Raw genomic sequence first — 26,963 nt, 5'->3', positions numbered from 1 at the left:
GCGTCAGGGAATCAAACCCTGCCGGGCGGTATCGGCACCGGTGAGCGCCAGTAGCAACATCGTGGTCAGTGCCTCGTCGTCCAGTCCGGCGGCAGGGAACGTGTAACGCAGGATGACGTCCGCCAGACTGCCGTGGCCGAACACCGCGATGGAGCCGAATTGGATGGTGCGATTCCGCTCGGCCACCTTGCGATGCAGTGCCGCGCTCACCGGTCGGTCCCATGCGAGAACACACGTCATGGACAGCACGTCCAGACCCTCGGACAGATTCATCGCCTGGATGGAACACAGCGCGCCGGAGTACTGGAAACCCAGTGATCCGTCGGCAGCCACATCGACCGTCACGAAATGCGCCAGCGAGGCGGCCGCGCGTTCTTGTAGGCGGGCTGCTTCGTCGGTGGTGTCGGTCATGTTCTCCCCTGTCATTTGACGCCACCGAATCTACGGTCACGTGAGGCGTACTCGACGCAGGCGGCCCAAAGGTCGCGGCGGTCGAAATCGGGAAACAGCTTCTCCTGGTACACCATTTCGGCGTAGGCAGATTGCCAGATCAAGAAATTGGACGTCCGCTGTTCCCCCGACGGACGCAGGAAGAGATCGACGTCGGGCATGTCGGGTTCGTCGAGGTACTTGGCAACCGTCGCCTCGGTGATCTTGTCCGGATTGATCTCACCGGCCGCGACACGCTTCGCGATTTCCTTTACCGCATCGGCAATTTCGGCCCGGCCGCCGTAGTTCACACACATGGTCAAGTTCATGACGGTGTTGTTCTTGGTCAGTTCTTCGGCGATCTCGAGTTCCTTGATCACGCTGGCCCACAGGCGTGGCTTACGACCGGCCCAGCGAACACGCACACCCATTTCGTTCATCTCGTCGCGTCGACGGCGGATGACATCACGGTTGAAGCCCATCAGGAATCGAACCTCGTCGGGACTGCGCTTCCAGTTCTCGGTGGAGAAGGCGTAAGCGGAGAGCCACTCGACACCCATCTCGATGCACCCGCAGACGGTGTCCATCAGGACAGCTTCGCCGCGTTCGTGCCCGGCGGTTCGGGGCAGACCGCGCTCCTGCGCCCATCGTCCGTTGCCGTCCATCACCAAAGCGACGTGGCGCGGGATCAGTTCGGTCTGCAGGATCGGCGGGGTCGCCCCGGACGGATGTGGGTCCGGTGGTCGGATCACCCGGTCAGCAGCAGAATCAAGCGGAGTTCGCGGTTCGCGTCGTCGAATCACGTGTTCCATCCTGCCTCACGGGCAAGTCGACCTCGACGGCTGCATGCGGCCTCGAACGCTCGATCAGCGGCAACGTCCGCAATTGGCGCTCGAGATGCCACTGCAGGTGTGCCGCGACCAGTCCGCTGGCTTGCGTCCGCAGCGTCGCGGGCGCCGAATCGGTACCCTCCCACTCCCCTCGGAGCAGGGCTTCCATCAAGTCGAGCACTCCGGGCGACGGCGTCGCAGCACCCGCCGGGCGGCAATAGGTACACACGGCTCCGCCTGCGGCGACATGAAAGGCCCGGTGCGGGCCAGGAGCACTGCAGCGGGCGCACTCTTCGAGGGCAGGCGCCCAACCCGCATAGCCCATGGCTCTCAACAAGAACGCGTCGAGCACGAACTCGACCGGTCGTGCCTGCTCGGCGATCGCACGCAGTGCTCCCACCGTCAATCGCTGAAGCTGCGGGGCCGGCGCGCGTTCCTCGCCGGCCAACCGCTCGGCAGTTTCGAGTACGGCGCAGGCCGTGGTGTACCGGCTGTAGTCGTCGACGATGTCGGTGGCGAATGCGTCGACCGTCTGCACCTGAGTGATGATGTCGAGATTCTTGCCCGGAAGTAGTTGCACGTCGATGTGAGCAAACGGTTCGAGTCTGGCACCGAATTTGGAGGTGGTTCGGCGGACACCTTTGGCCACGGCACGTACCAACCCGAACTGACGGGTGAGCAACGTGACGATGTGGTCGGCTTCGCCCAGTTTGTGCAGGCGCAGCACCACCGCCGTGTCTCGATACAACCTCACTCGACCAGTGTCCCACGTTGTACCGACGACCGATCCCGATGCCGCGCCCGATGACAAGTCGGAAACACGGCAGGTCCGTCCGGATAGACTGGCGCGATGCCGAGCGACGCAATTGTGCAACCTGTCACTGCAGAGTTGACCGGTCGCGAAGCGCGGTGGGAGCGACACAACTCCGAGCGTCAGAAACGGATACTCACCTCGGCGGTCGAACTGATCGAAGAGCGTGCGGCAGGTGCCGAGGTGTCCGTCCAGCAGATCGCCGATCGTGCCGGCCTCGCCAAGTCGGTGGTGTACCGCCAATTCAGCGGCCGAGACGACCTCGATCGACGAGTGCGAGCGTTCGTGCTCGGCCAATTTGCGGCGGCCCTGGATGCTTCGATGAGCATTTCGGTAGGCACTCTCGACCAGATCCTGACCCGAACCATCAGCGCCGTCGCCGAGTGGATCACCGAGCATCCGCGGATTCACGAGTTCATGGGTACCGGCCCCACCGACTACGACGACGAGAGCATCGACGCGATCAGCAGTCTGAAGGCCACAATCGCCGACTCCGCCCGCACCACTATCACCGAAGTCGGTCGATCCGTGGGGATCGACTCCTCACCCTTCGATTCACTACCGTTCGCAGTGGTGACAATGGTCGAGGGCACGCTCACCCACTGGGTCCGAAGCACCGATCCGAAACCGAGCCGCGAAGAGATCGTCGCCGACCTCGCGAAATACACCTGGTACATGTTCGACGGCGTTGCCCGCTCGAGCGGACTACAGATCGATCCCCATGTCGAATTGTCCACGCTCATAGCCGAGCTGGTGTCCTCCGACGGAGGAACTTCGCGGCCGGACTAGATCCGGGTCTTGTCGGAACGCTTCGGCTCGCCGCGGTAGCGGGCGTAGTCGCCGTCGATGCGCAGCTTTCGCCACACACGCTTCGACACCGGATTCATCAATCCGAGTTCGTCTGCCAGGGCTCGCATTTCACCGAAGTAGTTACCCAGGATGCGGCGTGAATGCGGGCTCCCCCAGAAGGCGCTCTTCATCACCTCGTCCGGGATTCCGAATTCTTCGGCGAATTCCTTTGGCGGTGACATGATTTCACCCGCAAGCCAACGCATCGCGCCGGGGAAGGCGACCGATGTGATGGCTCGACTCGTACGACTGAGTCTGGGTACGTGATTGCGCAGGAACTCGTGAGCAAACGAGATGTGTCTCGCTTCTTCGGCGATGTGGATCTCCATGGTGCGGAGCATCGCCGGCGGCGTGTCCTTACCCTCACGGATGAGATCCTTCTGGAAGTGGTCGATCGGTTCTTCACCAGCCAGAATGCCGATGAAGAAGATGACCGGGAACTTTGCTCCCAGCACTCCGATGATCGGCGACAGTCGCCGGAACATCGGACGCATACCCGGCACGTCGATGTCCATGCGATTGACGAGTTCCTGGAACATCTGGATGTGATTGCACTCTTCGGTCATCTCGTGCAGGCAGTACCGGAACTCAGGCGACTGGTTGGGTAGCGCCATGATGTATTGCAGCATTCCCCGGATCAAGATGCTCTCGAAGGCCGAACCCACCTTGGTCACGTTCGCCTGACGCCACATTCCCATGGCGATTCGACGCTCCAACGACTGATCCTGGTACCACTGCGTCGCCCCGAGGGGGTCCGACACGGACGAGAGCACCCATCTCGGATCATGCGGATCGATCGCGAACTCTGGTGAATCCCAGTCGATGTCGAGATAGGGATCGAAACTGCGGGCAACTGAGCCCTCGGACAAAGTCTGCAGTACCTGGTGGTACGGCTTTTCCACTTCGATCGACGCTGACCGAGCCATCGGTGTCTCCTCACGGCCAGTCCGTCGATTGCAGTCGACGGACTTGAATGAGGTCAAACATAATGGGACACCGCGTCCCACGCAACCCCCTCGGGGGCCTATTTCAGGCCCGACGCAGCGGGATGATCTCGCGAACCTTCTCGTCCCGGAGATACAGTCCCGCCCACATGACGATTCCGGTGTAGACGGCAAACAGGGTCGTGCTCAGCAGAGGCTGTTCAGCTCGAAGGTTGGTCAACACCGCTCCCCCCAGGTAACCGGTGAGCAGAATCGCGCCGAGTATCGACGTTCGCGGAATCACGTACAGCGCAAGGCAGATCAGTTGCACCACCCCAGCCGTCAATGCCAGCGAGTCCGGCAACCCAAGTTCAGCCGACGCATCCTTGACTGTCTGAAGGTTGAGAATGTGGATGATGCCGTCGAAGAGCATGAAAACGACGAACAGCCCACTCAGGACGTATCCGAGCTTGCGAGCCGTGGCCGAAGGTGTCGTCGTCGTGGCGTTACCGGAAACAGTTTCGTTGTGGACGGGCTGGGTGGTCATCGGAATCTCCTGGGGCGAAGGCGAGCGGCCGGTTGCCACTTCGCTTGCAATTACGACTCCCGCGCGATCGAAAACTCATCGCGCCGGCCGTTACAACGCACCCGGCGTTCAGGACGATTCACCTCACGTGGTCTGATGGACGGTGACACGGGGTGCCGAAAAAGTCGGCTGAGATCAGACCCGATGAACCTGACCAGTTAGCACTGGCGGAGGGATGTCGACGTGACCGAACAGCAATTTCAGCGCGCATTGAACCTCGACGAGCAGATCGTTCTGATCACCGGTGGCGCCCGCGGGCTAGGCGCCGCACTGAGCCGAGCATTCTCCCGCTCGGGCGCCCGCGTAATCGTGAACTACAACAAGAGCCGCGATGCCGCCGAGGCCCTGGTCGCCGAACTGGGTGAGGATCGCACCTTCGCAGTCCAGGCGGACGTGACGGACCGCAGTTCCGTCGACCAGTTGTTCTCCGCTGCACGCGAGAGATTCGACGCACCGATCTCGACCGTGGTCGACAATGCACTGGTCGACTTCTCGTTCAACGGCGATGCACGGCCGAACGCGGACACGATCACCTGGGCCGACTTCGACTCTCAACTACGCGGAGCTGTTGCCGGAACACTCAATACCACCCAGGCAGCGCTACCAGGCATGCGCGAACTCGGCTTCGGCCGAATCATCACTGTCGGAACCAATCTGGTCCAGAATCCGGTAGTTCCGTACCACGACTACACCGCTGCCAAGGCCGCACTGTTGGCACTGACACGGACGCTGTCCGCCGACCTCGGTCCGGACGGGATCACAGTCAACATGGTCTCGGGCGGCTTGCTCCGCACCACCGATGCGAGCGCCGCAACACCGGAAGCCGTGTTCGACATGATCGCGGCAAGCACTCCCCTGCGCCGAGTCACCACGCCGGACGAATTTGCCGACGCTGCACTCTTTTTCGCCTCCCCATGGTCGCGGGCCGTGACCGGCCAGAACCTGGTTGTCGACGGCGGACTCGTCAAGAACTGATGGGCGCACAGCTGCGGATAGGTGCGTTCCTGCTCGGTTGCGGACATCACAGTGCGGCATGGCGTCATCGCGACTCACCGGTTGAAAGTCTCGGCGACATCACGTATTACGAGTCGCTCGCCCAGATCGCCGAACGCGGCAAGCTGGACGCCGTCTTCTTCGCTGACGGTCACAGTGTTCGCGAACCCGAGTCGGGTGCGTCGTGGTTTCTCGAGCCGATCACCGCATTGACTGCCATGGCACGAGCGACAGCGGACATCGGCCTGGTGACCACCATTTCCACCACTTTCTACACGCCGTTTCACGCGGCGCGACTGTTGGCCTCGCTCGACCACATCAGCGGCGGACGGGCCGGCTGGAACGTCGTGACCTCGATGTTCGACCAGGAGGCGCGCAACCACGGACTCGAGGCGATGCCCGATCACGCATCCCGATACGAACGAGCCGACGAATTTGTCGAAGTGGCCCTCGCATTGTGGGATTCATGGTCGGAAGACGCGCTGATTCTCGACCGGTCGGGGCGTTTTGCCGACGCAAACAGGATTTCTCGAATCGATCACGACGGCAAACATTTTCGGGTGGACGGGCCGTTGACGGTTCCGCGCTCCCCGCAAGGCCGGCCGGTGTTGTTCCAGGCCGGGGCGTCCGAGCAGGGCCGCGATCTGGCGGCGCGTCGCGCCGAGGCAATCTATTCGGTTGCCTACGACTTACCCAGCGCACAGACCTACTACGCGGACGTGAAATCGAGAATCGAGCGAGCCGGCCGGGATTCGAGTTCGGTCGCCGTGATGCCGGGACTGGTCACCTACGTCGGCAGCACCGTCGCCGAGGCCAGGGCGAAGAAGGCCGAACTCGATCTCCTGCTGCCCACCGAACAGTCGATACGCCAACTCTCGTTGTTCACCGGACAGGATTGCGAGAACTGGGATCTCGACGGGCCCGTGCCCCCGTTGCCTCCACTCGAAGCGTTCACCGGGCCGCAGGGCCGCTACGCCACTATTTTGCGGATCGTCGAGAAGGACGCACCGACTGTGCGGGAACTCCTCGGGACGCTCGCTGCGGGTGGTGGTCACGCAACGATGATCGGAACACCGGAGTCGATTGCCGACGAGATGGGATCCTGGTTGAACGGCCGCGGTGCCGACGGTTTCAATCTGATGACGCCGACCTATCCGCAGGGTCTCGAAGATTTTGTCGATCACGTGATTCCAGTGCTGCAGGCGCGTGGGTTGTTCCGTCGCGAATACGAGGGAGCGACTCTGCGAGAAAACCTCACCTAGTCCGGCAGTAGCGGCACCGACAGATCCGGATCGCGTCCCAGGAGCACTCCCCTCGTGAGGGCCGCGGAGCCGAACTTCTTCCGGACACTGTCCATTGCCGAGTCGAGGGCGGCAGTGTCCGGACCCGCGAATCCTGGACCGTCGAAGGGCAATTCGAGTTGTTCGGCGCCGTCCCGATCCAGGTTGGAGACAGCGACACCGATCAACGTGATGCCCTTGTCCGCGATCATCGGTATCGCTTCGTCCAGCAGCACCATCGAGGCGCTCAGCAATTCCGCTGTGTCGGCGGTGGACCGGCGCAGCGTGTGAGATCGAGTTGCCCGCGTGAAATCCGCGAAGCGGAGCCGGAGCGTGACCGTGCGCCCCGTCCGCTGCGCCGAACGCATGCGTCGACTGACACGGTCGACAAGGGACATCAACGACGCATCGAGTTCTGCGCGGGGATGGGATCCGCGACCCAGCGCATGCTGAGCACCCATCGAACTGCGGCCACGATAGGCGCGGACGGGGCGCGGATCTCGATTGTGTGAGAGTGCGTAGAGATGGCGACCGGCGCCGCCCCCGAGGATCGAGACGATCGAGGATTCGTCGTGCCGAGCGATGTCACCCACCGTCACGATGTCGAAGTTTCGCAGCTTCTGGGCCGTGATCTTGCCGACGCCCCACAGCTTCTCGACCGGCAAGGGATGCAGGAACTCGGTCTCGCCCTCCGGCGGCACTCGCAGCAATCCGTCGGGTTTCGCGAATGCACTGGCGACCTTGGCCAGGAACTTGGTGCGTGCGATTCCGACCGTGATCGGTAGTCCGACCTGCTCGGCCACATCGCGTCTGAGGTTGGCCCCGATCTGCAGCGGATTGCCCACGATCTTGGCGAGCCCGCCGACCTCGAGAAAGGCCTCGTCTATGGAGATTCCTTCGACCAGCGGCGACGTGTCGTGAAAGACGTCGAACACGTCTTTGCTCGCCTGCGAGTACGCCGACATTCGCGGAGGGACAACTATCGCCTGAGGACACAGTGATCGGGCCTGACCACCGCTCATGGCTGTGCGAACCCCGAACGCCTTGGCCTCGTAGCTTGCCGCCAAAACCACCCCACCGCCGACGATGACCGGCCTGCCAGCCAGAGTCGGGTCGTCGCGTTGCTCGACTGATGCGTAGAACGAATCGAGGTCCGCATGCAGGATCGTTGCGTCACCCGTGGGCCGACTACCGCCAGAACAGTTCTCGCCAGAACGAGTATCGCCGGGGTGCTCACCTGGCGTTTCTTGGTCCAGCGGTTCATATGACACGAACATATGTTCCCATGACCCACCGACACTGCGTAAGGTTCGGAAATAGATTCCATGGAATTAATCACGAATCGGGCGTACGGTGAAAGAATGATTCCACGGAATGCATATCGGTTCGGAGTCTGCTCTTGACCAGATCAGCCCTGAGCAGGCACTTCGACAACCTCGTCCGCTTCGAAACCGAACTGTGGACGGCCGTCGACCAGCGACTCCGAATCGAGCACGACCTGCCACTGAGTCGATTCGAGCCGATGCAGATCATCGACAGGCTCGGCTCCTGTCGGGTCTTCGACATCGCCGAGGCCCTCGCGATCACCGTCGGTGGCACGAGCAAGCTGGTGGATCGAATCGAAGCGGCTGGACACTGCCGTCGAAAATCCAATCCCACCGACAAACGATCCTCACTCATCGAGTTGACTCCCGAGGGCAATGAGCTGTTGCGGCGGGCGAAGGCAACGTTCGACGACGAATTGGAGCGCCGTCTCGGTTCCGTGCTGACGCCCGACGCTCTCGATCGGTTCGGCGCCACACTGGCCACGCTGCGTGAAGCCAACCGAAGCCTGACACCGACCACGAAGGAAAAAGCATGACCGACACAATGCGTGCAATCGTGCTCGACGCCCCCGGCCCGCCAGAAGCATTGACTAGCAAAGTGATTCCGATACCCGTGCCGATTGCGGGCTGGGTACTTGTCCGGGTGAAGGCTTTCGGCCTCAATCGATCCGAACTTCACACCCGCCTCGGCCTCGCCGAAGGCGTGACATTCCCGAGGGTGCTGGGCATCGAGGCCGTCGGCGAAGTGGTGAACTGCCCCGGCGGGGAGCTCACCGAAGGCCGGCAAGTCGCCGCCATGATGGGTGGGATGGGGAGGACGTTCGACGGCGGTTATGCCGAGTACACGTGCGTTCCCGTCAGTCAGGTCGTTCCCTTCTCGAGCGAACTGGACTGGTCGACAGTGGGAGCTGTTCCCGAGATGCTGCAGACGTCCTACGGCTCGCTGACGGTAGGACTGGACGCGAAATCCGGTCAATCCCTGTTGATCCGGGGAGGAACCTCCTCGGTCGGCATGGCAACCGCAGTCCTGGCGAAGCAGTGGGGACTCACTGTCCTTGCGACCACCCGAGATGCGAACAAAGCGTCGTCGTTGACCGCGATCGGGGTTGACCACGTTATCGTCGACGACGGTGCTGTGGCCGGCCAGGTTCGAGACATCCTCCCGGGCGGTGTTGATCTGGCCCTCGAATTGGTCGGAACACCAACACTTCCCGACACGTTGCGCGCGACCCGCGTTCACGGCACCGTATGTTTCACGGGAATGCTGTCCAACGAGTGGACAGTCAAAGACTTTTATCCGATCGACTACATTCCACGCGGAGTGCGATTGACCTCGTACGGTGGGGACGCGTCCGACCTGCCTGCCGACGTACTGCAAGACTTCCTCTCCGCTGTCGCGTCAGGCGAGGCGGTGGTACCGATCGACGAGGTGTTCGCGTTCGAGGACATCGCGCGAGCACATGCCAAGATCGAAGCCGGTACGGCACGTGGCAAATTGGTAGTTGTGCTCTGACCTGGCTTCTCACACCACGAATCGATAACCCATTCCTGCCTCGGTGATCAGATGCTTGGGGTTCGCCGGGTCATCCTCGAGCTTCCGACGAAGTTGAGCCAGGTAGACACGCAGATAGTGGGTCTCGGTGTCGTACGCCGGTCCCCACACTTCCCGAAGCAACTCCTTCTGCCCGACCAGCTTTCCGCGGTTGCGCACAAGCATCTCGAGCATGCCCCACTCGGTCGGAGTCAGGTGCACCTGTTTACCGCGCCGACTCACTGTTTTCGCAGCCAAGTCCACCGTGAAGGACGCGGTCTCGACCGACGGTTCCGAAGTGTCCGCCGCGGAGGTTCCCCGCCTCGCCGCAGCGCGCACGCGGGCCAGAAACTCGTCCATCCCGAAGGGCTTGGTGACGTAGTCGTCCGCACCGGCGTCGAGAGCCTCGACCTTGTCCGCGGAATCCGTGCGCGCCGACAGCACGATGACCGGCGCCGTGCACCAGCCACGCAGGCCGGCAAGCACTTCGGTGCCGTCCATGTCGGGCAGTCCGAGATCGAGTACCACGACGTCCGGTGGACGCTCGGCAGCAGCCCGCAAGGCACCGGCGCCCGTCGACGCGGTCACCACCTCGTACCCGCGCACCGAAAGATTGATACGCAGAGCTCGCAGAATCTGCGGTTCGTCGTCCACTACCAGGATTCGACTCATGATCCATTCCCATTCGTACCGGCCGCAGCCAACTCCACGATCATCGTCAATCCCCCACCAGGTGTGTCTGTGGCGCTGACCGTTCCGCCCATCGCATCGACAAATCCGCGCACCACGGAAAGTCCGAGGCCCACTCCGCCGGTGTTGTCGCGATCTCCCATCCGTTGGAACGGCTGGAACATCGTTTCGGCCTCACCTCGCGGAACACCTGGGCCCGTATCGGCAACACTGATCACCACACGATCACCGAGTTGCGCCGCCCCGACGCGCACCGGGGTTTCTCCCCCGTAGCGCAGAGCGTTGTCGACGATGTTCGCAATCACCCGCTCGAGCAGACCTTGATCTGCTTGCACTGCAACGGTACCCACGTCGACGACTACACTTCGAGCCCGCGAATCCGAGCGTCCACCGATGCCGAGGCCCAGCAACGCGCGGTGAACCACCTCGTCCAGATACACCGGCCGCAGCGTGGGTTTCACCACCCCGGCGGCAAGTCGGGACGAGTCGAGCAAGTTCCCGACCAGCGCCGTCAACTGATCCGCCGACTCCTCGATGGTTGCCAACAATTCAGCGGTGTCTTCGGCCGAGAACTCGATGTCGTCGCTGCGCAGACTCGACACCGCCGCCTTCACTCCGGCGAGAGGCGTTCGCAGGTCATGGCTTACCGCTGACAGCAGGGCTCGACGCAGTTGATCAGCCTCGGTGAGCGCGGCAGCCTTGCTCGCCTCGACTGTCAGTTTCTCCTGGCGGATCATCCCAACTGCTTGGTGAGCCACCACCGTCAGCACTCGTCGATCCCGCGCACTCAGGTCGGGCCCAGCCAACAACAGCGCGTATTCCCCGTCGTTGACCTCACAGACCGTATCCGCTTCGTCGTCCGTGGTCGGCGGCTGCGTACCCACGGCGGCGATGACTCCGTCGTCGTGATGAATGACGGAAACCCCTCGCTGGCGATAGATTTCGAGTGCCTTCGCCAGAAGTGTCGACAGATCCGCTCCGCGGAGAACTGATCCCGCGAACAGTGTGAGCAGTTCGGCTTCCTCGGATGCGCGCTTCGCCTCGCGGGCGCGCTTTGCTGCGGCGTCGACCAGAACGGCAACTGCCACAGCCACGATCAACAGCACGACAGTGGTGATGAAGTTGTCAGGTTCGGCGATGGTGAAGCTGTACCGCGGATCGGTGAAGAAGTAATTGAGCAGCAGTCCCGAGATCAGGGCCGACAATATCGCCGGGCCGACGCCGCCGAGGAGGGCGACCAGAACGACCACGACGAAGAACAGCGCGTTCTCGCCGTTGACCCCGGAGATCCGGTCGACGAGACCCATGATCGCGGCCGCGAGCGAAGGCACGACGATCGCCGCAATCCACGACAGGACCCGGCGCTCCGAGCGCCCCAGCACCGAAATGCGTCGTCGCGCCGTCGCTTCCTCGTGCGTGACCATGTGAACGTCGATACCACCGGACTGCTGAACCACCGCAGCGCCGATCCCCTCGTCGAGGATGCGAGCCAGGCGGGAACGCCGCGACGTTCCCAGCACCAACTGTGTGGCGTTCTCCTCACGCGCGAACTCGAGGAGCGTCGACGGTACGTCGTCACCGACAACAGTGTGAAGCGTGGCGCCGACTCCGACAGCCAACGCGCGCACCTTGCCCATCTCGGGGGCCGAGACACCGGTGAGTCCGTCACCGCGTACGACGTGGACCACCATCAGCTCGGCGCTCGACTTCGACGCGATTCGAGATGCGCGTCGTACCAGGGTTTCCGACTCCGGTCCCCCGGTCACGGCAACGACGACACGCTCGCGCGCTTCCCAGGTATCGGTGATCTTGTTCTCGGCCCGGTATTTCGCCAGTGCGGCGTCCACCTGATCGGCCACCCACAGCAGAGCCAGTTCGCGTAGCGCCGTGAGGTTTCCGCGTCTGAAGTAATTGCCCAAGGCCGCATCGACCCGTTCCGGTGAATACACGTTTCCGTGAGAAAGTCTGCGGCGCAGCGCCTCCGGGGTGATGTCGACCAGCTCGACCTGCGCCGCACTACGCACTACCGCGTCCGGAACCGTCTCCTGCTGAACCACGCCGGTGATGTGCGCGACAACGTCGTTGAGGCTTTCGAGGTGTTGCACGTTGACCGTGGACAGAACGTCGATCCCGGCTTCGAGCAGTTCCTGTACGTCCTGCCAGCGCTTGTGATTCTTGCTCCCTGGCGTGTTGGTATGTGCCAACTCGTCCACCAGGACAAGGGCCGGACGCCGAGCCAACACGGCCTCGACGTCCAGTTCCGGCATCCGTGTTCCGCGATAATCCACCAGCTTGGGCGGCACTATTTCGAGGTCTCCGATCTGCGCCGCGGTGCGGGCGCGGCCGTGTGTCTCCACGACGGCCGCGACCACGTCACAGCCACGATCTCGACGCCGATGAGCCTCACCGAGCATCGCGAAGGTCTTTCCGACGCCGGGCGCAGCGCCGAGGTAGATACGCAATTCACCACGTTTGCGTGCCCTACCGAAAGATTGACCGACCTTCTCCGAAGAACTCACGTGACAATCATCCACCAGTCGTCGGTGCAGCACACGTAGGTGCCGTCAATCCGAGTGCCAGGTTCAATTCCAGGACGTTGACTCGCTCGGCTCCGAGAAATCCGAGTTGCCGACCGTCGGTGTGCTCGGCCACCAAGTCCCGCACCTGGTCTTCCGAGATGCCGTTGTTCGCCGCCACCCTCGCGACCTGCAGTTGGGCGTACGCCGGACTGATGTGGGGATCGATACCCGAGCCCGAACCGGTGACTGCGTCGACGGGAACCGATGCCGGGTCGACACCCTCACGTGCCGCGATGGCTGCCCGGCGCTCGATGACGAATCCGGCCAGAATCTCGCTGCTCGGCCCCTGGTTGGACGGCAGTGCCGCAGCGGGATCACCGGTGGCAAACGGATCCTCGTCCGAAACGGATCCGACAACACGATTGTGGAAGAACGGGTCCTGCTGCCCTTCGGCGACCTGCGGATCGACACCCACCCAGGCACTGCCGACCACGCAACCGGCGGCATCGGTGACCGGTGAGCCTTCGGCAGATCCGGAGCTGATCCGGCTGACACCCCACACCGCGGCGGGATAGACCACACCGAGAACGACGGTGAGCGCGAGCAATACGAGCAAACCCGCCCACACCTGTTTGGCAAAACCGATAGTGAAACGCATGTCAGGTCACCCAATTCCAGGAATCAAACGTACGACGAGATCGATCAACCAGATACCGACGAACGGTGTGATCACACCGCCGAGACCGTAGACGAGCAGGTTACGTCCGAGCAACTGCGATGCCGTCGACGGTCGGTATCGAACACCCTTGAGTGCCAACGGAATCAAACCGATGATCACCAAGGCGTTGAAGATCACGGCCGAGACGATCGCCGATTCGGGGGTGGCGAGACGCATGATGTTCAACGCGTCCAGCTGCGGGTAGATGCCGCTGAACAAGGCCGGCAGGATTGCGAAATACTTCGCCAGGTCGTTCGCCAACGAGAATGTGGTCAACGCGCCGCGGGTGATCAGCAATTGCTTGCCGATTTCCACCACCTCGATCAGCTTGGTGGGATCGGAATCGAGATCGACCATGTTCCCGGCCTCTTTGGCTGCCGAGGTTCCCGTGTTCATCGCGACCCCGACATCCGCCTGGGCAAGGGCGGGAGCATCATTGGTCCCGTCACCTGTCATCGCGACGAGACGTCCGCCTTCCTGTTCCTTCCGGATCAGGGCCAGTTTGTCTTCCGGGGTGGCCTCCGCCATGAAGTCGTCGACGCCCGCCTCGTCGGCAATCGCCTTCGCGGTCAACGGATTGTCGCCGGTGATCATGATCGTGCGAATACCCATCGCCCGGAGTTCGGCGAACCTGTCAGCCATTCCCGGCTTTACGACGTCGGACAACGCGATCACGCCGAGGATCGAGGTACTCTCACCATGCTTGACGGCAACTACCAGCGGCGTTCCGCCCGCTTGGGCGATGTCGTTCACGGTGTCGGTCACCGCGCTCTCCGCGTGTCCACCGCCACTGACGACCCAGTTCATCACCGCATCTGCTGCACCCTTTCGGATTTGGCGTCCGGAATGGTCGAGTCCGCTCATCCGGGTTTGTGCCGTGAACGGAACGAACTCTGCGCGTTCCTCGTCCAGCGTCGGCTCGGCAGCGAGACCGAAATCCGCTGCGCACAGCTCGACGATGCTCCGTCCCTCGGGAGTTCCGTCGGCCAGGCTCGACAAGCGAGCTGCCGCAGCAAGATCGTCGGCGGATACACCGGGCGCCGGATGGAGTGCGGTGGCCCGGCGGTTACCGAAAGTGATGGTTCCGGTCTTGTCCATCAACAGGGTGTCGATGTCGCCCGCAGCTTCCACCGCGCGTCCCGACATCGCGAGAACGTTGCGCTGGACGAGGCGGTCCATGCCCGCGATACCGATCGCCGAGAGCAGCGCTCCGATGGTCGTCGGGATCAGGCAGACGAGAAGTGCGATCAGCTTGATCGGATCCTGCTCGTGCCCCGCGTACAAGCCCATCGGGCCGATGGCTACGACGGCGAGGAGGAAGATGACGGTCAACGACGCGAGCAGGATGTTGAGCGCAATCTCGTTGGGTGTCTTCTGACGTGAAGCACCCTCGACGAGCGCGATCATCCGGTCCACGAACGAACTGCCCGGTGCTGCGGTGATTTCCACGACGATGCGGTCCGAGAGAACCGTCGTACCACCGGTGACGGCGCACCGGTCACCACCGGATTCACGGACCACCGGCGCGGATTCACCGGTGATCGCCGATTCGTCTACGGAGGCAATACCTTCGACCACGTCGCCGTCGCCGGGGATGACCTCGCCGGCAACCACTATCACCCGATCGCCGACCACCAGTTCGGTGCCGGAAACCGATTCGATCGCACCGCTCATCGTGATCCGATGTGCTGTGGTGTCCTGCTTCACCTTTCGCAGGCTCGCCGCCTGCGCCTTGCCGCGCCCTTCGGCCACGGATTCGGCGAGGTTCGCGAAGATCACCGTGAACCAGAGCCACAGGGTGATCACCCAGGAGAACACCGAGGGATCGGCGATCGCCATGACAGTGGTGATGACGGAACCGACGAACACCACGAACATGACCGGGTTGCGGGCGAGGTGGCGTGGGTCGAGTTTGCGCACGGCCCCCGGCAACGCGGTGATCATCTGCCGCGGGTTGAAAACGCCTGCGTGTACTTGACGGGACTGCCCTGGATCAACCTTGTCGGCAGCGTCTTGCGCTACCACGGGTTTCTCACTGATACGCACGGTCATTGAAGAGCCTCCGCTAGCGGGCCCAGCGCGAGGGCCGGGAAGAATGTAAGTGCAGCAACAAGAACGACGGTGCCGGTCAACAAACCCGTGAACATCGGTCCGGACGTCGGGAGGGTGCCGGCCGTCGGCGCCACCTTCTTCTGCGAGGCAAGAGCACCGGCCAAAGCGAGAACGAAGATGATCGGCAGGAATCGGCCGAGAAGCATGCAGATTCCGAGAGACGACTGGAACCAGTCGCTGGTGACCGTCAGACCGCCGAAGGCGCTGCCGTTGTTGTTCGAGGCGGAGGCGAAGGCGTAAAGCACCTCACTGAACCCGTGGATCGATCCCGGCGTACCCGGATCTCCCCCATTGCCTTGATAACCGGTGGTCGAACCGAGGATGACGGTGATGGCGGTACCGATCAAGACCAGCGCGGGCATGACCAGAATCGACAGCGCCGCAAGGGTGATCTCGCGTCGACCCAACTTCTTGCCGAGATATTCGGGCGTGCGACCGACCAGCAGTCCGCCGACGAACACTGCGATCAATGCCAGCACAAGAATCCCGTAGAGGCCGGTTCCGACTCCACCTGGCGCAATTTCGCCGAGCAACATGTTGAGCAGGACCGCGCCGCCGCCGAGGGGGGACATGCTGTCGTGGGCCGAGTTCACCGCGCCCGTCGACGTTCCCGTGGTCGCCACCGCGAACAACGCCGATCCGGGGATTCCGAAGCGAACTTCCTTGCCCTCCATCATCGAACCAGCTGCTGTGGCGGCAACACCGCGTGCGCCGGATTCGGCAGCGAGCGTGACTGCGAGCAGCCCGCTCCACAGGATTCCCATCACTGCCAGCAGGGTGAGGCCTTGCCTACGATCCCCGACGAGAGTTCCGAACGTTCGGGTGAGGCAGACCGGAATCAACAGGATCGCCAGGATCTCGACGACATTGCTCAACGGGGTGGGGTTCTCGAACGGGTGCGCCGAGTTGGCAGCCAAGATCCCGCCACCGTTGGTGCCGAGTTCCTTGATCGCTTCCTGGGACGCGACGGGGGCCAGTGCATTGGTGACCGCATTGCCGTCGAGGCCGGTGGAGGCGAAACCGCTGTGGAACGACTGGATCACTCCCTGGCTCAACAGGATCAGGGCGATCACGAAGGAGAACGGGAGGAGGATGCGCAGAGAACCACGCGTCAGATCGACCCAGAAGTTGCCGATCTCGCCGCCCCTGGCCACCCGAATGAAGCCGCGAACCAATGCGATGGCCACCGCCATGCCGACCGCTGCCGAGACGAAGTTCTGCACCGCCAGACCGACGGGCTGAACGAAGTTGCTCATCGTCGTTTCCGGCGTGTACGACTGCCAGTTGGTGTTCGCCACAAACGAAATCGCAGTGTTGAACGCTACGGCGGGACTGACCCCGGACAGACCGTCACTCAGCGGCAGTACTCCCTGAATCCGCTGCAGGAAGTACAGGAACAATGCGCTGGCCAGCGAGAATCCGAGAACGCTTGCGGCGTAGCCGTACCACGTCTGCTCGGCCCTGGAGTCGATCCGACCGACGCGGTAGATCACACTCTCGACCCGAAGATCTCGCGTCGACGAGTAAACACGCGCCATGTAGTCGCCCACCGGGACGTAGGCGATTGCCAGAACGACGAGGACAAAAGCGATCTGCAGGCCGGCTGCAAGAGCGGGCGACATCAGAACCTCTCAGGATCTACGAGTGCAACGAGCAGGTAGATGACCAATGCCGCGGCGACGGCGATCAGAACCACGCTGACCACACCGGCAACCGTCATTTGGGAGCGCTCGCCTGTAGGGCGCGCAGTACCAGCGCGCACACGAGAAAACCGCCGAGAATCAGAGCAACGTAGGCCAGATCGGCCATGAGCTTCCCTCTTCGAAATCTTTTGCCGTGCTGCTGTGCATCGCAGCCATGACGCGCGGTCGCCCTCGACCGGATGCGCTCTCTCAGCTTCGACCTCCGGAAAGGCCGATTCCGCGTCTCTGACGATCCGCTTACGCACTGACCTGGCGTCTTGACGCGATCTTGACGCGAAACCGAAGTTCACTAATACTGAAACAAGTTACTGTTCGTTCGAACGAACAGTTTTGCGAAGGGAACCTGATGACTTCTCGAACCGACCACGATCTCGCCCCCGGTCTTGTCGACCAGGTTGCGAGCCTGGCCTCGGGCGCAACCTCGTCCGTCGCGGCCACGGAGGCAACGCTGAGCCGGATCGAGGCCACTCAGCCTCACCTCAATGCGTTCAAGATCGTGCGGCGAGAGAAGGCACTCGAGGAAGCTGCCGAGGCCGACAGACGTCTCGCACGCGGCGAGCGTCTGCCGCTGCTCGGTGTGCCGATCGCAGTGAAGGACGACGTCGACATCACCGGCGAACCCACGGCCTTCGGTTGCCCTGGCGATTTCCCGGCCAAGACCGAGGACTCGGAGATGATTCGACGCCTTCGCGACGCCGGCGCAGTGATCGTGGGCAAGACCAACAGTCCGGAATTGGGCCAGTGGCCGCTCACGAGCGGTTCAGCCTTCGGTTACACGCGCAATCCGTGGTCGCGTCACCACACTCCAGGCGGATCGTCGGGCGGCACCGCCGCGGCCGTCGCCGCCGGATTGGTCAGCGCCGGAATCGGTTCCGACGGTGCCGGTTCCATCCGAATCCCTGCGGCCTGGACCAACCTCGTCGGAATCAAACCGCAGCGCGGGCGCATCTCCACCTGGCCCGACGCCGAAGCGTTCTACGGCCTGACGGTCAACGGCCCGCTCGCTCGCACCGTCGCCGACGCGGCACTGCTGCTCGACGTCGCTGCCGGCAACCATGACGGCGATCTCCACAAGCCGACACCGGTCACCGTCAGCGACGCGGTGGGACGCGACCCCGGAAAACTGAAAATCGCGCTTTCCCTTCGCAATCCGTTCACCGCCACTCCCGTGAAGCTGGACCCGGAAGTGCGCCTGGCCGTGCATTCGATCGCCGACACGCTGCGGGAACTCGGACACCATGTCGTCGTCGACGATCCCGCATACGGCCTGATCTTCGGCCTGAACTTTCTGCCCCGCTCGCTCGTCGGGGTCCACGACTGGCTCGGACGCGTTCCCGACCCGACACTGGTCGATGCCAGAACACGCGGAAATGCCCAGAACGGCAAGCTACTTCGCGGCGCACCTCTGCGCGCGGCCCGCGCGGCCGAGCCGCGGATGCGAAAGCGGATCGGAGCGATCTTCGACACCTACGACGTCGTCCTGGCACCCACGACGGCAACTCCACCGATCATGGCGACCGCGATCGACGGCATCGGTGGCTGGGACACAGACAAGGTCATGACCGGCGCCTGCCCGTACGCGTGGCCGTGGAACGTCCTCGGCTGGCCCTCGGTCAACGTACCGGCCGGGTTCAGCAACACCGGCCTTCCCATCGGTGCGCAGTTGATGGGCAACGAGAACACCGAACCTCTGTTGGTCTCCCTCGCTTCACAATTGGAATCGGTCCTGCGTTGGGATCAGGTCCGCCCCGAGCCGTGGTGGTGACTCGATGAGTAACAGGGACGTCCGCGCGCGAATACTCGACGCCGTTCTGCACGTCGTCGGTACCGACGGCATCCCGGGTGTGAGCAACCGGCGCATCGCCGCGCAGGCCGGCGTCTCACTCGGATCGATCACGTATCACTTCGCCAGCCAGTCGGACATGCTGCGGGCCGCGCTGTCTCGTTTCGTGACCGACGAGACGACGCGCCTGCGCGCCTTGGCCGAGGAGTACCGCGACAAAGGTCTGAGCGTCGAGGACGCCGCGGCAATAGCCGAAAAGGTGACGCGAGATCTTTCGTTCTCGGCGGAGCGGATCGCGCCGTTCGAGATGTACATCGCCGCCGGGCGCGACCACGAACTCCACGAAGTCGCCGTCGAATGCTTTGCCGCCTACGACGATTTGACCGTCACGATTCTGACGGCACTCGGTGTACCTGATCCGGAGTCGATTGCATCGACGCTCGTCGCCGTCATCACCGGGCTCCAACTCCGACGCCTGGCCACCGGCGTCGACGAGCAGGACATCGGCGCGGCGATCCTCAGGGTCCTCCGGCCCCTGTGAGCGGTTAGGCAGTCCCTGGACTCCTTAACCGCTCACGGGGCCGAAGGTTAACCGCTCACGGGGCCGAAGGCCCTAGAAGCCCAGCCGGCCGAGCTGCTTCGGGTCGCGCTGCCAGTCCTTGGCGACCTTGACGTGCAGCTCCAGGAAGATCCGCACACCGAGCAGCTTCTCGATCTGCAGGCGCGCACTGGTACCGACTTCCCGCAGACGCGCCCCGCCCTTACCGATGACGATGCCCTTCTGACTGGGCCGCTCGACGTAGAGCAACGCATGCACGTCGAGCATCTCGCCCTGCTTCTCGGTGCGACCCTCACGCGGGATGACCTCCTCGATCACCACAGCCAGAGAGTGCGGCAATTCTTCGCCGAGCCCCTCGAGCGCAGCCTCACGGATCAGTTCGGCCATGAGCACCTCTTCGGGCTCGTCCGTCAATTCGCCGTCCGGGTAGAAGGCCGGGCCCTCGTCCATCAGACCGGCGAGGACGTCGACCAGGATCTCGACCTGTTCACCCGACTTCGCGGACACCGGAACGACCTCGGATTCGGGGCCGAGCAGGGTGGACAGCGCGAGCAACTGCTTTCCGACGGCGTCGCGGCTGACCTTGTCGATCTTGGTCACGATGCCGACAAGCTTGGTCTTGGGCGCCATCTGACGGACCTGCTGCACGATCCAGCGGTCTCCGGGCCCGATGGCCTCGTCGGCCGGGATGCACAGGCAGATGACGTCGACCTCGGAGTACGTGTCGCGAACCAGGTCATTGAGGCGCTGCCCGAGCAAAGTGCGGGGCTTGTGCAGTCCAGGGGTGTCCACCAGGATCAGCTGCGCATGCTCGCGGTGAACGATGCCGCGAATCGTGTGGCGCGTCGTCTGCGGGCGCGAGGACGTGATCGCGATCTTGCTGCCGACCAACGCGTTGGTCAGCGTGGACTTGCCCGTATTGGGTCGACCCACGAAACACACGAAGCCTGACCGGAATTCGTTCTTGCTCATAACTGCTCCTCGCTGAACTCTCGCTCAGTCATCGGTGTCTTCTGTCTCTTCGTCTTCGGACGGCGGGATGCGCTGCACGAACACCGTGCTGATGCGTACCCGGCCTCGGCCCGTATTGGTTCCCTCGCCGCGCAGGATCAAACCGTCGTACTCCACTTCGGAACCGGGAAGTGGCACTCGGCCGAGTACGTATCCGATCAGCCCGCCGACGGTCTCCACCTCGTCGAGTTCGAGTTCGAGATCGAACAATTCACCGAGGTCTTCGATGGGAAGTCTCGCGGATACGCGGAACATTCCGTCACCGAGATCCTCGATGGGCGGCGTCTCGTCCTCGTCGTACTCGTCGGCGATCTCACCGACGATCTCTTCGATGACGTCCTCGATCGTGACGAGCCCGGCGATTCCGCCGTACTCGTCGACGAGTATCGCCATGTGGTTGCGGTCGCGCTGCATCTCGGCCAGCAAGCTGTCGAGCGGCTTCGAGTCGGGAACGAAGACGGCAGGCCGCATGACGTCGCAGACGTTGACGTTCCGGCCGCCGTCGGGCAGGTGGTAGGTCTGCTTGACCAGATCCTTGAGGTAGACGACACCGAGCACGTCGTCGACGTTCTCCCCGATGACCGGCAGGCGCGAGTGACCACTGCGGACGGCCAACGACGTCGCCTGCCCGGCATTCTTGTCGTTCTCGATCCACACCATGTCGGTGCGCGGCACCATCACCTCGCGTGCCGACGTGTCTCCGAGCTCGAAGACGGACTGGATCATTCGGCGTTCTTCGTCGGCCACGACGCCACGTTCCTGCGCCATGTCCACGAGTTCACGCAACTCGATTTCCGACGCGAACGGGCCGTTGCGGAAGCCCTTACCCGGGGTCAATGCGTTACCCACGAGGATCAGGACGCGACTGATCGGCCCCAGCAGAACCCCGATCCACAGCAGTGGCAGCGACGCGGCCATCGCGATGGAGTACGCATGTTGGCGCCCAAGCGTTCTCGGTCCGACGCCGATGACCACGTACGAGACGAGAACCATGATCACCGCGGTGACGGTCAGTGCCCAGCCCAGCGAGAGGACGTCGATCAGGCCGCCCACGAGTACGACGGTGGCCGTGATCTCGCACAAAATGCGAAGCAGGACCATCAGATTCACGTATCGCGGACGATCGGTCAGGATGCGTTGCACTCGCGCGGCGCCGGCTCGCTCTTCCTTTGCCATCTCGTCGATCCGCGCCGACGAAATGGTGTTGAGCGCCGAGTCGACGGCCGCGAACACACCACCGACCGGGACAAGAGCAATCGCCAGAACAAAGAGCGCTATGGCGCTACTCACTACAGAACCCCCGGATAACTGTTATCGGTCCACTCCGTCGACGAAACCGGTCTTACCGAGCAGCTTCTGATCGCGTTCGGCCAGTGCTGCTTCGCGGTCGATACGGCGAAGGTCTTCGTACCACTCTTCGAGGAGGCTGTTCTGCAAGCCGAACATCTCCTTCTCCTCCTCCGGCTCCGCATGGTCGTAGCCGAGGAGGTGCAACACACCGTGGACGGTCAGGAGGGCAAGTTCGTGAGCCAGTGAATGCCCGGCCTTGTCAGCCTGATCCGCGGCAAAAGACGGACACAGCACGATGTCGCCGAGCATCGACGGCCCCGGCTCGGGGGAATCGGGACGGCCACCCGGCTCGAGTTCGTCCATCGGGAACGACATGACGTCGGTCGGACCCGGCAGGTCCATCCAGCGAACGTGCAGATCCGCCATCGTCGCGGAGTCGACGAGAACCATCGACAGCTCGGCCGCCGGATGGACATCCATCCGAGCGATCACGAAACGGGCAACGCTGATCAACTCCGGTTCGGAGATGTCCATGCCAGATTCGTTCGAGACCTCGATGCTCATGTGCGACGCTCTTTCCTGGGAAAAGTAGGGGTTGATGCGTCGCTCAGCCTACCGTCGCGGTGAATGAGCATGTGCAGCGCGGCGCTGCGCCCGGTTTCCGACCGCCAACTCGCCGGACCGATCCGATTCGTGACGCTCGTAAGCGTCGACGATGTGAGAGACCAGCCGATGACGTACGACGTCGCTGCTGTCGAGAGTGGCGAAATGAATATCGTCGATCCCGGTGAGGATTTCGGATGCCGCGCGCAGACCCGAACGGGCCCCGCCCGGCAGATCGACCTGGGTCACGTCTCCGGTGACCACGATTTTGGAACCGAACCCGAGGCGGGTCAGGAACATCTTCATCTGCTCGGCCGTGGTGTTCTGCGCTTCGTCCAAGATGATGAAGGCGTCGTTGAGCGTCCGGCCACGCATGTAGGCGAGCGGAGCGACCTCGATGACTCCGGCCTGCATCAACTTCGGAATCGCCTCGGGATCCATCATGTCGTGCAATGCGTCGTGCAGCGGGCGGAGATACGGATCGATCTTCTCGTGCAGCGTGCCGGGCAGAAAGCCCAGTCGCTCCCCGGCCTCGACTGCCGGCCTGGTCAAGATGATCCGAGAGACCTGCTTGGCCTGCAACGCCTGAACGGCCTTGGCCATGGCGAGGTAGGTCTTGCCGGTACCGGCCGGGCCGACTCCGAACACGATGGTGTTCTCGTCGATGGCGTCGACGTAGCGTTTCTGGTTGAGGGTCTTCGGCCGAATCGTCTTGCCCCGACGCGAAAGAATGTCGAGGGAGAGCACCTCGGCCGGAGACTCGCCGACCTCGTTGGTGAGCATGCCGATGGTTCGTCGAACAGCGTCCGGGGCAATGGGCTGCCCTCGACCGGCCAGCGACGCCAATTCACTGAACACACGTTCTGCCAGCGCCACGTCTGCAGCCGTCCCCGACAAGGAGATGGTTCCGCCACGTACATGAATGTCGGCACGAAGCTCACGTTCGATCGCGGTGAGATTCTCGTCCGTCGCCCCCAGGATTTGACGCACGGTCTCCGGCGCCAGATCCATACTCGAACGGACGGTGCGCTCTGCGGGCAGAGCGCGCTCGGTGATGGTAGTTACACGGTTCCCGTCGAGTTCACTGTGTTCACTCACGTGGTGAATATGGCCTGCTTTCTGGTCCGATCAGCCCACTCGACTCGTGAGCCTCGATACTTCGAAGTCTAGCGCCAGAGTCGGACACGGCCCACTTGTTAATCGTCCCGGCCTAATCCTCGCGGCGACCGGACGGCAGCGATTCGCGGATCCATTCCGACGCTTCGGCGACGATCTCGGAGCTTCTGTCCGGACTGATACCCGCGATGACCAGGCACACGGCGGCAAAGGATTCGCCCGAGTCCGTGATCAGCCCACTGTTGGCCTGATCGAACAAAGTGATCGTGATCGCCTCGGTCATCGCTACCAGAGTCTCGGCCGGCAGGTATTTCGAGAAGGTTCCGTCACGCTGACCGCGCTCGACGACGCTGATACTCACGGCGCGCGCGGGCTCCATCAGATCGAGAATCCGCTGCTCCCCCAACTCTTTGCGAGCAAAGCTGAGCAGCATCCGGAAGCGATCACCGACCGGCCATGACAGCAATGCCAGTACGGCAGTCGCCAGATCCGGGCGCTCGGGCGGCTCGCCGGCTTGGCTCAGCGCAGCTACGAGATCGGTCGACGCCTCGTCCACGATGCCGTTGATCAGCGCCTCTCGGCTGTCGAAATGCGCGTACACGGTTCGCCTGACCACACCGGCGGCCTTTGCGACGTCGTCCATGCTCGCATCCGGATCAGCAGCGAACGCCGTGATCGCCGCCTCGATGATGCGATTGCGATTGGCCGCGGCCTGACTACGACGCTGCCGTCCGCCCGATTCGGCAGTTCCCGAAACGACTGTGCCCGAATGCGTCAATGCGCGTTCCACCTCTTTCGACTGCCCAACTGTGATCTAGGTCAATCATAGTTGCACATCGGTGTGCAAGTTATTAACTTACACATCAGTGTGCAAATAGATCGAGGAGTGTCTTCGATCATCAGGAACGGAGTCGCGTCATGACGACACTCATGAGCAAACCTGTCTCGGAGATGGACCAGCCGTACTCACGGCGGTGGGCCGCGCTCGGGGTGTTGTGCCTGAGTCTGCTGATCGTCGTGATGGCGAATACCGCGCTGATCGTCGCGGCGCCGGACATGACCAGAGACCTCGGCCTCACCAGCACGCAACTTCAATGGGTCATCGACGGCTACACCGTCCCCTACGCCGCATTGATGCTGCTGTTCGGCGTGATCGGTGACAAGTACAGTCGCCGCGGCGCACTTCTCGCCGGACTCGCCGTGTTCGCCGGCGGCGCCGTCTTCGGCAGCATCGCGGACACCACCAACGCCGTCATCGCGGCACGAATGATCATGGGCGTCGGCGCCGCGATCATCATGCCCGCGACGCTTTCGCTTCTGGTCGCTACCTTTCCCAAAGCGGAGCGATCACGCGCCATCGCGGCGTGGGCGGCGACGTCGGGTCTCGCGATTGCACTCGGTCCGCTGTTGGCCGGATGGATTCTCGACAGTCATTCCTGGAGCATCACTTTCCTGATCAACGTCCCGATCGCCGCAGTCGCTGCCGTCGCCGCCGTAATTCTGGTGCCGCCGAGCAAGGCCGAGCACCTGGGCCGGATCGACTGGATCGGCGGCGCACTCTCGGTGGTCACCATCGGCTCGCTCGTGTACTCGATCATCAACGGATTCCACTTCGGGTGGACCGGCGGACCCATCGGTGCCGCGGTACTCGCTGCGATCGGCCTCGTCTCGTTCGTCGTCTGGGAACTGCGTCACCCGCAGCCACTGCTCGACGTCCGTAAGCTCGGCCAGCGCATGGTCGGCGGCGCGACGCTCGCCGTACTTCTGCTGTTCCTGGCCGCCTTCGGCGCCATCTACTTCATCTCACAGCAGTTCCAGTTCATCCTCGGCTACGGCGCACTCGAAACCGGTGTTCGTTTGCTGCCCTTGGCAATTGCCGTTTCGATCGGCGCCGTTGTCAGTGGGCGGATCACTCCGCTGATCGGCGGCCGGGCGTCCATCGTCGGCGGCATGGTGGTCGCCGCGATCGGCGTTCTGATTCTCACGCAGGTCGACGGCGATTCGGGCTACTGGATGTTCGCAGTCCCACTGATCCTGCTCGGCCTGGGCATCGGTCTCAGCGAACCGCCGGCCACCGACGCCATCATGGACAACTTCTCCGAGGACGATCTCGGTGCTGCGGGTGGCCTCAACGACACCGCCATCGAACTCGGCGGCTCGCTGGGTATCGCGATCCTCGGCTCGATCCTCGCTGCGAGCTACAAGGATTCGATTGCCGGATTCATCGATGGAATGCAGGTTCCGCAGTTGACGGGCGAACTTGCACAACAGGCCGCGTACGCGATGGAGGTGTCGGGCGAATCCGTCGGCGGCGCTTCGTTGGTCGCCGAAGAGATGGCAGGCAACCCGTTGGCTGCAGCTCAGGCAGGGCCGTTGCTCGACGCCGCAGGCAGTGCCTACGCCGACGCGATTTCGGCGGCCAGTTGGGCGGGCGGTCTTGCACTGTTCGTGGGGGCAGTTGTCGTGGCGTTCATCCTGCCGGGCAAGAAGGCCCCTGTGGAAGTGGACCCCGCGTCAGTCTGACGTGCTCGGAGCCAGCGGGTCTTCGGCGAGAACCAACTCGCGGGAGACCCGCCACGACTCGGTCGAGGGTGAGAGAAATGCGTCGTGTCCTTCGCCCTCGATCACACGCAGTGACACGGGATCACCAGCCGCTTCCGCGGCTTTCGCGTACCGGGAGCTCACCTTGGCCGGCACCTGCAGGTCCTCCGCACCCGTAACGCACACAACGGGGACGCCGATCGGCAATCGATGCTGCGGCGACGCACTGCGATACAGATCCGGGTCCGCGTCGAACGGAACGCCGAACAGATCCTCGATGAAGCTGATCCGTCGTCCACGCTCGCCTGCCGACGCCAGATCGAGTGCGGCCGCCTGGGCGATGACCCGTTCAGGCCGGGTGAACGTGTCCTTCTCCCCCGCCAGCCACACTGCAAGATGTCCTCCGGCCGAATGCCCGAGCAAGCGAATCTGATTCAGATCCAATTCGGCCGAGGACTTCGCGGCAACCAGTCCGGGGATTTCGTCGTATGCCGTTTTCACGTCGGCGGACATCTCCGGCCAACCACCGCCCGCCCCGAGACGGCGGTATTCGATGTTCCACACCGCGACGCCGTGCCGCGCGAGTTCGACAGCAAATGCGGTGCCCAGAGTCAATCCGTACTGCCCGCTCCAGAAGCCGCCGTGGATCTGCATGACGACCGGGATCGGGCCGTCAACGACTCCGTCGGGAACGTAGAGATGCCCGAACTGCTGCTCGTGTCGGCCGTACGGAATCTTGAATCGAGGCACCGAGGAAATCT

General features: G+C 63.1%; 26 protein-coding genes and 1 riboswitch. Of the genes, 8 read left to right on the top strand and 18 right to left on the bottom strand.

The window, feature by feature from the left end; genetic code table 11:
• Positions 1–3: 3 nt before the first annotated feature.
• The 3 genes from QM609_RS08245 to recO are packed head-to-tail and all read right to left on the bottom strand — an operon-like array spanning position 4 to position 2,013.
• Positions 4–426: a YbjN domain-containing protein gene (locus QM609_RS08245; protein WP_019749000.1), complete on the bottom strand. Its 423-nt coding sequence runs from the start codon at positions 424–426 to the stop codon at positions 4–6.
• Complete coding sequence (locus QM609_RS08240; protein WP_003944543.1) at positions 423–1,241, bottom strand: isoprenyl transferase; 819 nt, start codon at positions 1,239–1,241, stop codon at positions 423–425. Before QM609_RS08240 ends, QM609_RS08245 begins: the two co-directional genes overlap by 4 nt.
• Complete coding sequence (gene recO, locus QM609_RS08235; RefSeq protein ID WP_029255636.1) at positions 1,198–2,013, bottom strand: DNA repair protein RecO; 816 nt, start codon at positions 2,011–2,013, stop codon at positions 1,198–1,200. The genes QM609_RS08240 and recO overlap by 44 nt, the downstream gene beginning before the upstream one ends.
• A gap of 96 nt (positions 2,014–2,109) precedes the next feature.
• Between recO and QM609_RS08230 the strand changes: the two genes are divergently transcribed.
• Positions 2,110–2,859 carry a TetR/AcrR family transcriptional regulator gene (locus QM609_RS08230; RefSeq protein WP_003944575.1) on the top strand — a complete coding sequence of 250 codons (750 nt, stop codon included), beginning with the start codon at positions 2,110–2,112 and terminating at the stop codon, positions 2,857–2,859.
• Here the strand turns inward: QM609_RS08230 and QM609_RS08225 are convergent.
• Entirely contained in the window at positions 2,856–3,845 is a 990-nt protein-coding gene (locus QM609_RS08225; RefSeq protein WP_050654659.1) for an AurF N-oxygenase family protein, read from the bottom strand. The two genes, QM609_RS08230 and QM609_RS08225, sit on opposite strands and share 4 nt — an antisense overlap.
• Positions 3,846–3,948: 103 nt before the next feature.
• Complete coding sequence (locus tag QM609_RS08220) at positions 3,949–4,389, bottom strand: DoxX family protein (protein WP_003944516.1); 441 nt, start codon at positions 4,387–4,389, stop codon at positions 3,949–3,951.
• 138 nt (positions 4,390–4,527) lie between these two features.
• Positions 4,528–4,621: riboswitch (TPP riboswitch) on the top strand.
• Positions 4,622–4,638: 17 nt separating this feature from the next.
• Here QM609_RS08220 and QM609_RS08215 point away from each other — a divergent pair.
• Positions 4,639–5,403, top strand: a complete 765-nt coding sequence (locus QM609_RS08215; RefSeq protein WP_046379952.1) for a 3-oxoacyl-ACP reductase — start codon at positions 4,639–4,641, stop codon at positions 5,401–5,403.
• Positions 5,403–6,683, top strand: a complete 1,281-nt coding sequence (locus QM609_RS08210) for an LLM class flavin-dependent oxidoreductase (RefSeq protein ID WP_050654658.1) — start codon at positions 5,403–5,405, stop codon at positions 6,681–6,683. The genes QM609_RS08215 and QM609_RS08210 overlap by 1 nt, the downstream gene beginning before the upstream one ends.
• On the opposite strand, the gene dinB is transcribed toward QM609_RS08210, so the two are convergent.
• Positions 6,680–7,978, bottom strand: a complete 1,299-nt coding sequence (dinB, locus tag QM609_RS08205; RefSeq protein WP_082238948.1) for a DNA polymerase IV — start codon at positions 7,976–7,978, stop codon at positions 6,680–6,682. The two genes, QM609_RS08210 and dinB, sit on opposite strands and share 4 nt — an antisense overlap.
• Positions 7,979–8,100: 122 nt before the next feature.
• Between dinB and QM609_RS08200 the strand changes: the two genes are divergently transcribed.
• The gene (locus QM609_RS08200) at positions 8,101–8,562 is read left to right on the top strand and encodes a MarR family winged helix-turn-helix transcriptional regulator (protein WP_050654657.1); all 462 of its coding nucleotides are present in this window, start codon (positions 8,101–8,103) and stop codon (positions 8,560–8,562) included.
• On the top strand, positions 8,559–9,539 hold the full coding sequence (locus QM609_RS08195; RefSeq protein WP_050654656.1) for a zinc-binding alcohol dehydrogenase family protein: 981 nt from the start codon (positions 8,559–8,561) through the stop codon (positions 9,537–9,539). Before QM609_RS08200 ends, QM609_RS08195 begins: the two co-directional genes overlap by 4 nt.
• 9 nt (positions 9,540–9,548) lie before the next feature.
• Here the strand turns inward: QM609_RS08195 and QM609_RS08190 are convergent, their stop codons facing one another.
• The 6 genes from QM609_RS08190 to kdpF are packed head-to-tail and all read right to left on the bottom strand — an operon-like array spanning position 9,549 to position 17,316.
• Positions 9,549–10,229 (bottom strand): response regulator, encoded by a 681-nt coding sequence (locus QM609_RS08190; protein ID WP_050654655.1) that lies wholly within the window; start codon positions 10,227–10,229, stop codon positions 9,549–9,551.
• On the bottom strand, positions 10,226–12,766 hold the full coding sequence (locus tag QM609_RS08185) for a sensor histidine kinase (RefSeq protein ID WP_050654654.1): 2,541 nt from the start codon (positions 12,764–12,766) through the stop codon (positions 10,226–10,228). The genes QM609_RS08190 and QM609_RS08185 overlap by 4 nt, the downstream gene beginning before the upstream one ends.
• A gap of 7 nt (positions 12,767–12,773) precedes the next feature.
• Positions 12,774–13,424 carry a potassium-transporting ATPase subunit C gene (locus tag QM609_RS08180; protein WP_050654653.1) on the bottom strand — a complete coding sequence of 217 codons (651 nt, stop codon included), beginning with the start codon at positions 13,422–13,424 and terminating at the stop codon, positions 12,774–12,776.
• A gap of 6 nt (positions 13,425–13,430) precedes the next feature.
• Positions 13,431–15,536 carry a potassium-transporting ATPase subunit KdpB gene (gene kdpB, locus QM609_RS08175; RefSeq protein WP_050654652.1) on the bottom strand — a complete coding sequence of 702 codons (2,106 nt, stop codon included), beginning with the start codon at positions 15,534–15,536 and terminating at the stop codon, positions 13,431–13,433.
• Positions 15,533–17,218 carry a potassium-transporting ATPase subunit KdpA gene (gene kdpA / locus QM609_RS08170; protein WP_003944472.1) on the bottom strand — a complete coding sequence of 562 codons (1,686 nt, stop codon included), beginning with the start codon at positions 17,216–17,218 and terminating at the stop codon, positions 15,533–15,535. Before kdpA ends, kdpB begins: the two co-directional genes overlap by 4 nt.
• Positions 17,218–17,316 carry a K(+)-transporting ATPase subunit F gene (gene kdpF / locus QM609_RS08165; protein ID WP_007731078.1) on the bottom strand — a complete coding sequence of 33 codons (99 nt, stop codon included), beginning with the start codon at positions 17,314–17,316 and terminating at the stop codon, positions 17,218–17,220. Before kdpF ends, kdpA begins: the two co-directional genes overlap by 1 nt.
• 329 nt (positions 17,317–17,645) lie before the next feature.
• Here kdpF and QM609_RS08160 point away from each other — a divergent pair, with 329 nt between their 5' ends.
• Both QM609_RS08160 and QM609_RS08155 read left to right on the top strand, forming a co-directional pair.
• Positions 17,646–19,064 carry an amidase gene (locus tag QM609_RS08160; RefSeq protein ID WP_050654651.1) on the top strand — a complete coding sequence of 473 codons (1,419 nt, stop codon included), beginning with the start codon at positions 17,646–17,648 and terminating at the stop codon, positions 19,062–19,064.
• Between the two features lie 4 nt (positions 19,065–19,068).
• A complete protein-coding gene (locus tag QM609_RS08155; protein WP_050654650.1) occupies positions 19,069–19,623 on the top strand; it encodes a TetR/AcrR family transcriptional regulator in 555 nt (184 codons plus the stop codon).
• 72 nt (positions 19,624–19,695) lie between these two features.
• Here QM609_RS08155 and era read toward each other — a convergent pair whose 3' ends face one another.
• From era to QM609_RS08130, 5 genes are all read right to left on the bottom strand, one after another.
• Positions 19,696–20,613: a GTPase Era gene (era, locus tag QM609_RS08150; RefSeq protein ID WP_003944451.1), complete on the bottom strand. Its 918-nt coding sequence runs from the start codon at positions 20,611–20,613 to the stop codon at positions 19,696–19,698.
• Between the two features lie 24 nt (positions 20,614–20,637).
• The gene (locus QM609_RS08145) at positions 20,638–21,942 is read right to left on the bottom strand and encodes a hemolysin family protein (RefSeq protein WP_003944509.1); all 1,305 of its coding nucleotides are present in this window, start codon (positions 21,940–21,942) and stop codon (positions 20,638–20,640) included.
• Positions 21,943–21,963: 21 nt separating this feature from the next.
• Complete coding sequence (gene ybeY, locus QM609_RS08140; RefSeq protein ID WP_003944525.1) at positions 21,964–22,506, bottom strand: rRNA maturation RNase YbeY; 543 nt, start codon at positions 22,504–22,506, stop codon at positions 21,964–21,966.
• Positions 22,507–22,554: 48 nt separating this feature from the next.
• Positions 22,555–23,643 (bottom strand): PhoH family protein, encoded by a 1,089-nt coding sequence (locus QM609_RS08135; RefSeq protein ID WP_003944580.1) that lies wholly within the window; start codon positions 23,641–23,643, stop codon positions 22,555–22,557.
• Between the two features lie 112 nt (positions 23,644–23,755).
• Positions 23,756–24,451 (bottom strand): TetR/AcrR family transcriptional regulator, encoded by a 696-nt coding sequence (locus QM609_RS08130; protein ID WP_007731067.1) that lies wholly within the window; start codon positions 24,449–24,451, stop codon positions 23,756–23,758.
• 128 nt (positions 24,452–24,579) lie between these two features.
• Here QM609_RS08130 and QM609_RS08125 point away from each other — a divergent pair, with 128 nt between their 5' ends.
• A complete protein-coding gene (locus QM609_RS08125; RefSeq protein ID WP_050654649.1) occupies positions 24,580–26,184 on the top strand; it encodes an MFS transporter in 1,605 nt (534 codons plus the stop codon).
• Here the strand turns inward: QM609_RS08125 and QM609_RS08120 are convergent.
• Entirely contained in the window at positions 26,176–26,952 is a 777-nt protein-coding gene (locus QM609_RS08120) for an alpha/beta hydrolase family protein (protein WP_050654648.1), read from the bottom strand. The two genes, QM609_RS08125 and QM609_RS08120, sit on opposite strands and share 9 nt — an antisense overlap.
• Between the last annotated feature and the right edge of the window lie 11 nt (positions 26,953–26,963).

Source organism: Rhodococcus sp. IEGM 1302 (genome assembly GCF_030056935.1).
GTDB lineage: Bacteria > Actinomycetota > Actinomycetes > Mycobacteriales > Mycobacteriaceae > Rhodococcus_F > Rhodococcus_F qingshengii.
This window is presented reverse-complemented; position numbering and strand designations above follow the sequence as displayed.

Excerpts from the sequence above, each read along its gene's own strand:
- QM609_RS08245 (WP_019749000.1), bottom strand. The coding sequence starts at position 426 with ATGACAGGGGAGAACATGACCGACACCACCGACGAAGCAGCCCGCCTA.
- QM609_RS08240 (WP_003944543.1), bottom strand. The coding sequence starts at position 1,241 with ATGGAACACGTGATTCGACGACGCGAACCGCGAACTCCGCTTGATTCT.
- QM609_RS08230 (WP_003944575.1), top strand. The coding sequence starts at position 2,110 with ATGCCGAGCGACGCAATTGTGCAACCTGTCACTGCAGAGTTGACCGGT.
- QM609_RS08225 (WP_050654659.1), bottom strand. The coding sequence starts at position 3,845 with ATGGCTCGGTCAGCGTCGATCGAAGTGGAAAAGCCGTACCACCAGGTA.
- QM609_RS08220 (WP_003944516.1), bottom strand. The coding sequence starts at position 4,389 with ATGACCACCCAGCCCGTCCACAACGAAACTGTTTCCGGTAACGCCACG.
- QM609_RS08210 (WP_050654658.1), top strand. The coding sequence starts at position 5,403 with ATGGGCGCACAGCTGCGGATAGGTGCGTTCCTGCTCGGTTGCGGACAT.
- dinB (WP_082238948.1), bottom strand. The coding sequence starts at position 7,978 with ATGTTCGTGTCATATGAACCGCTGGACCAAGAAACGCCAGGTGAGCAC.
- QM609_RS08195 (WP_050654656.1), top strand. The coding sequence starts at position 8,559 with ATGACCGACACAATGCGTGCAATCGTGCTCGACGCCCCCGGCCCGCCA.
- QM609_RS08190 (WP_050654655.1), bottom strand. The coding sequence starts at position 10,229 with ATGAGTCGAATCCTGGTAGTGGACGACGAACCGCAGATTCTGCGAGCT.
- QM609_RS08180 (WP_050654653.1), bottom strand. The coding sequence starts at position 13,424 with ATGCGTTTCACTATCGGTTTTGCCAAACAGGTGTGGGCGGGTTTGCTC.
- kdpB (WP_050654652.1), bottom strand. The coding sequence starts at position 15,536 with ATGACCGTGCGTATCAGTGAGAAACCCGTGGTAGCGCAAGACGCTGCC.
- kdpA (WP_003944472.1), bottom strand. The coding sequence starts at position 17,218 with ATGTCGCCCGCTCTTGCAGCCGGCCTGCAGATCGCTTTTGTCCTCGTC.
- kdpF (WP_007731078.1), bottom strand. The coding sequence starts at position 17,316 with ATGACGGTTGCCGGTGTGGTCAGCGTGGTTCTGATCGCCGTCGCCGCG.
- QM609_RS08160 (WP_050654651.1), top strand. The coding sequence starts at position 17,646 with ATGACTTCTCGAACCGACCACGATCTCGCCCCCGGTCTTGTCGACCAG.
- QM609_RS08155 (WP_050654650.1), top strand. The coding sequence starts at position 19,069 with ATGAGTAACAGGGACGTCCGCGCGCGAATACTCGACGCCGTTCTGCAC.
- era (WP_003944451.1), bottom strand. The coding sequence starts at position 20,613 with ATGAGCAAGAACGAATTCCGGTCAGGCTTCGTGTGTTTCGTGGGTCGA.
- ybeY (WP_003944525.1), bottom strand. The coding sequence starts at position 22,506 with ATGAGCATCGAGGTCTCGAACGAATCTGGCATGGACATCTCCGAACCG.
- QM609_RS08125 (WP_050654649.1), top strand. The coding sequence starts at position 24,580 with ATGACGACACTCATGAGCAAACCTGTCTCGGAGATGGACCAGCCGTAC.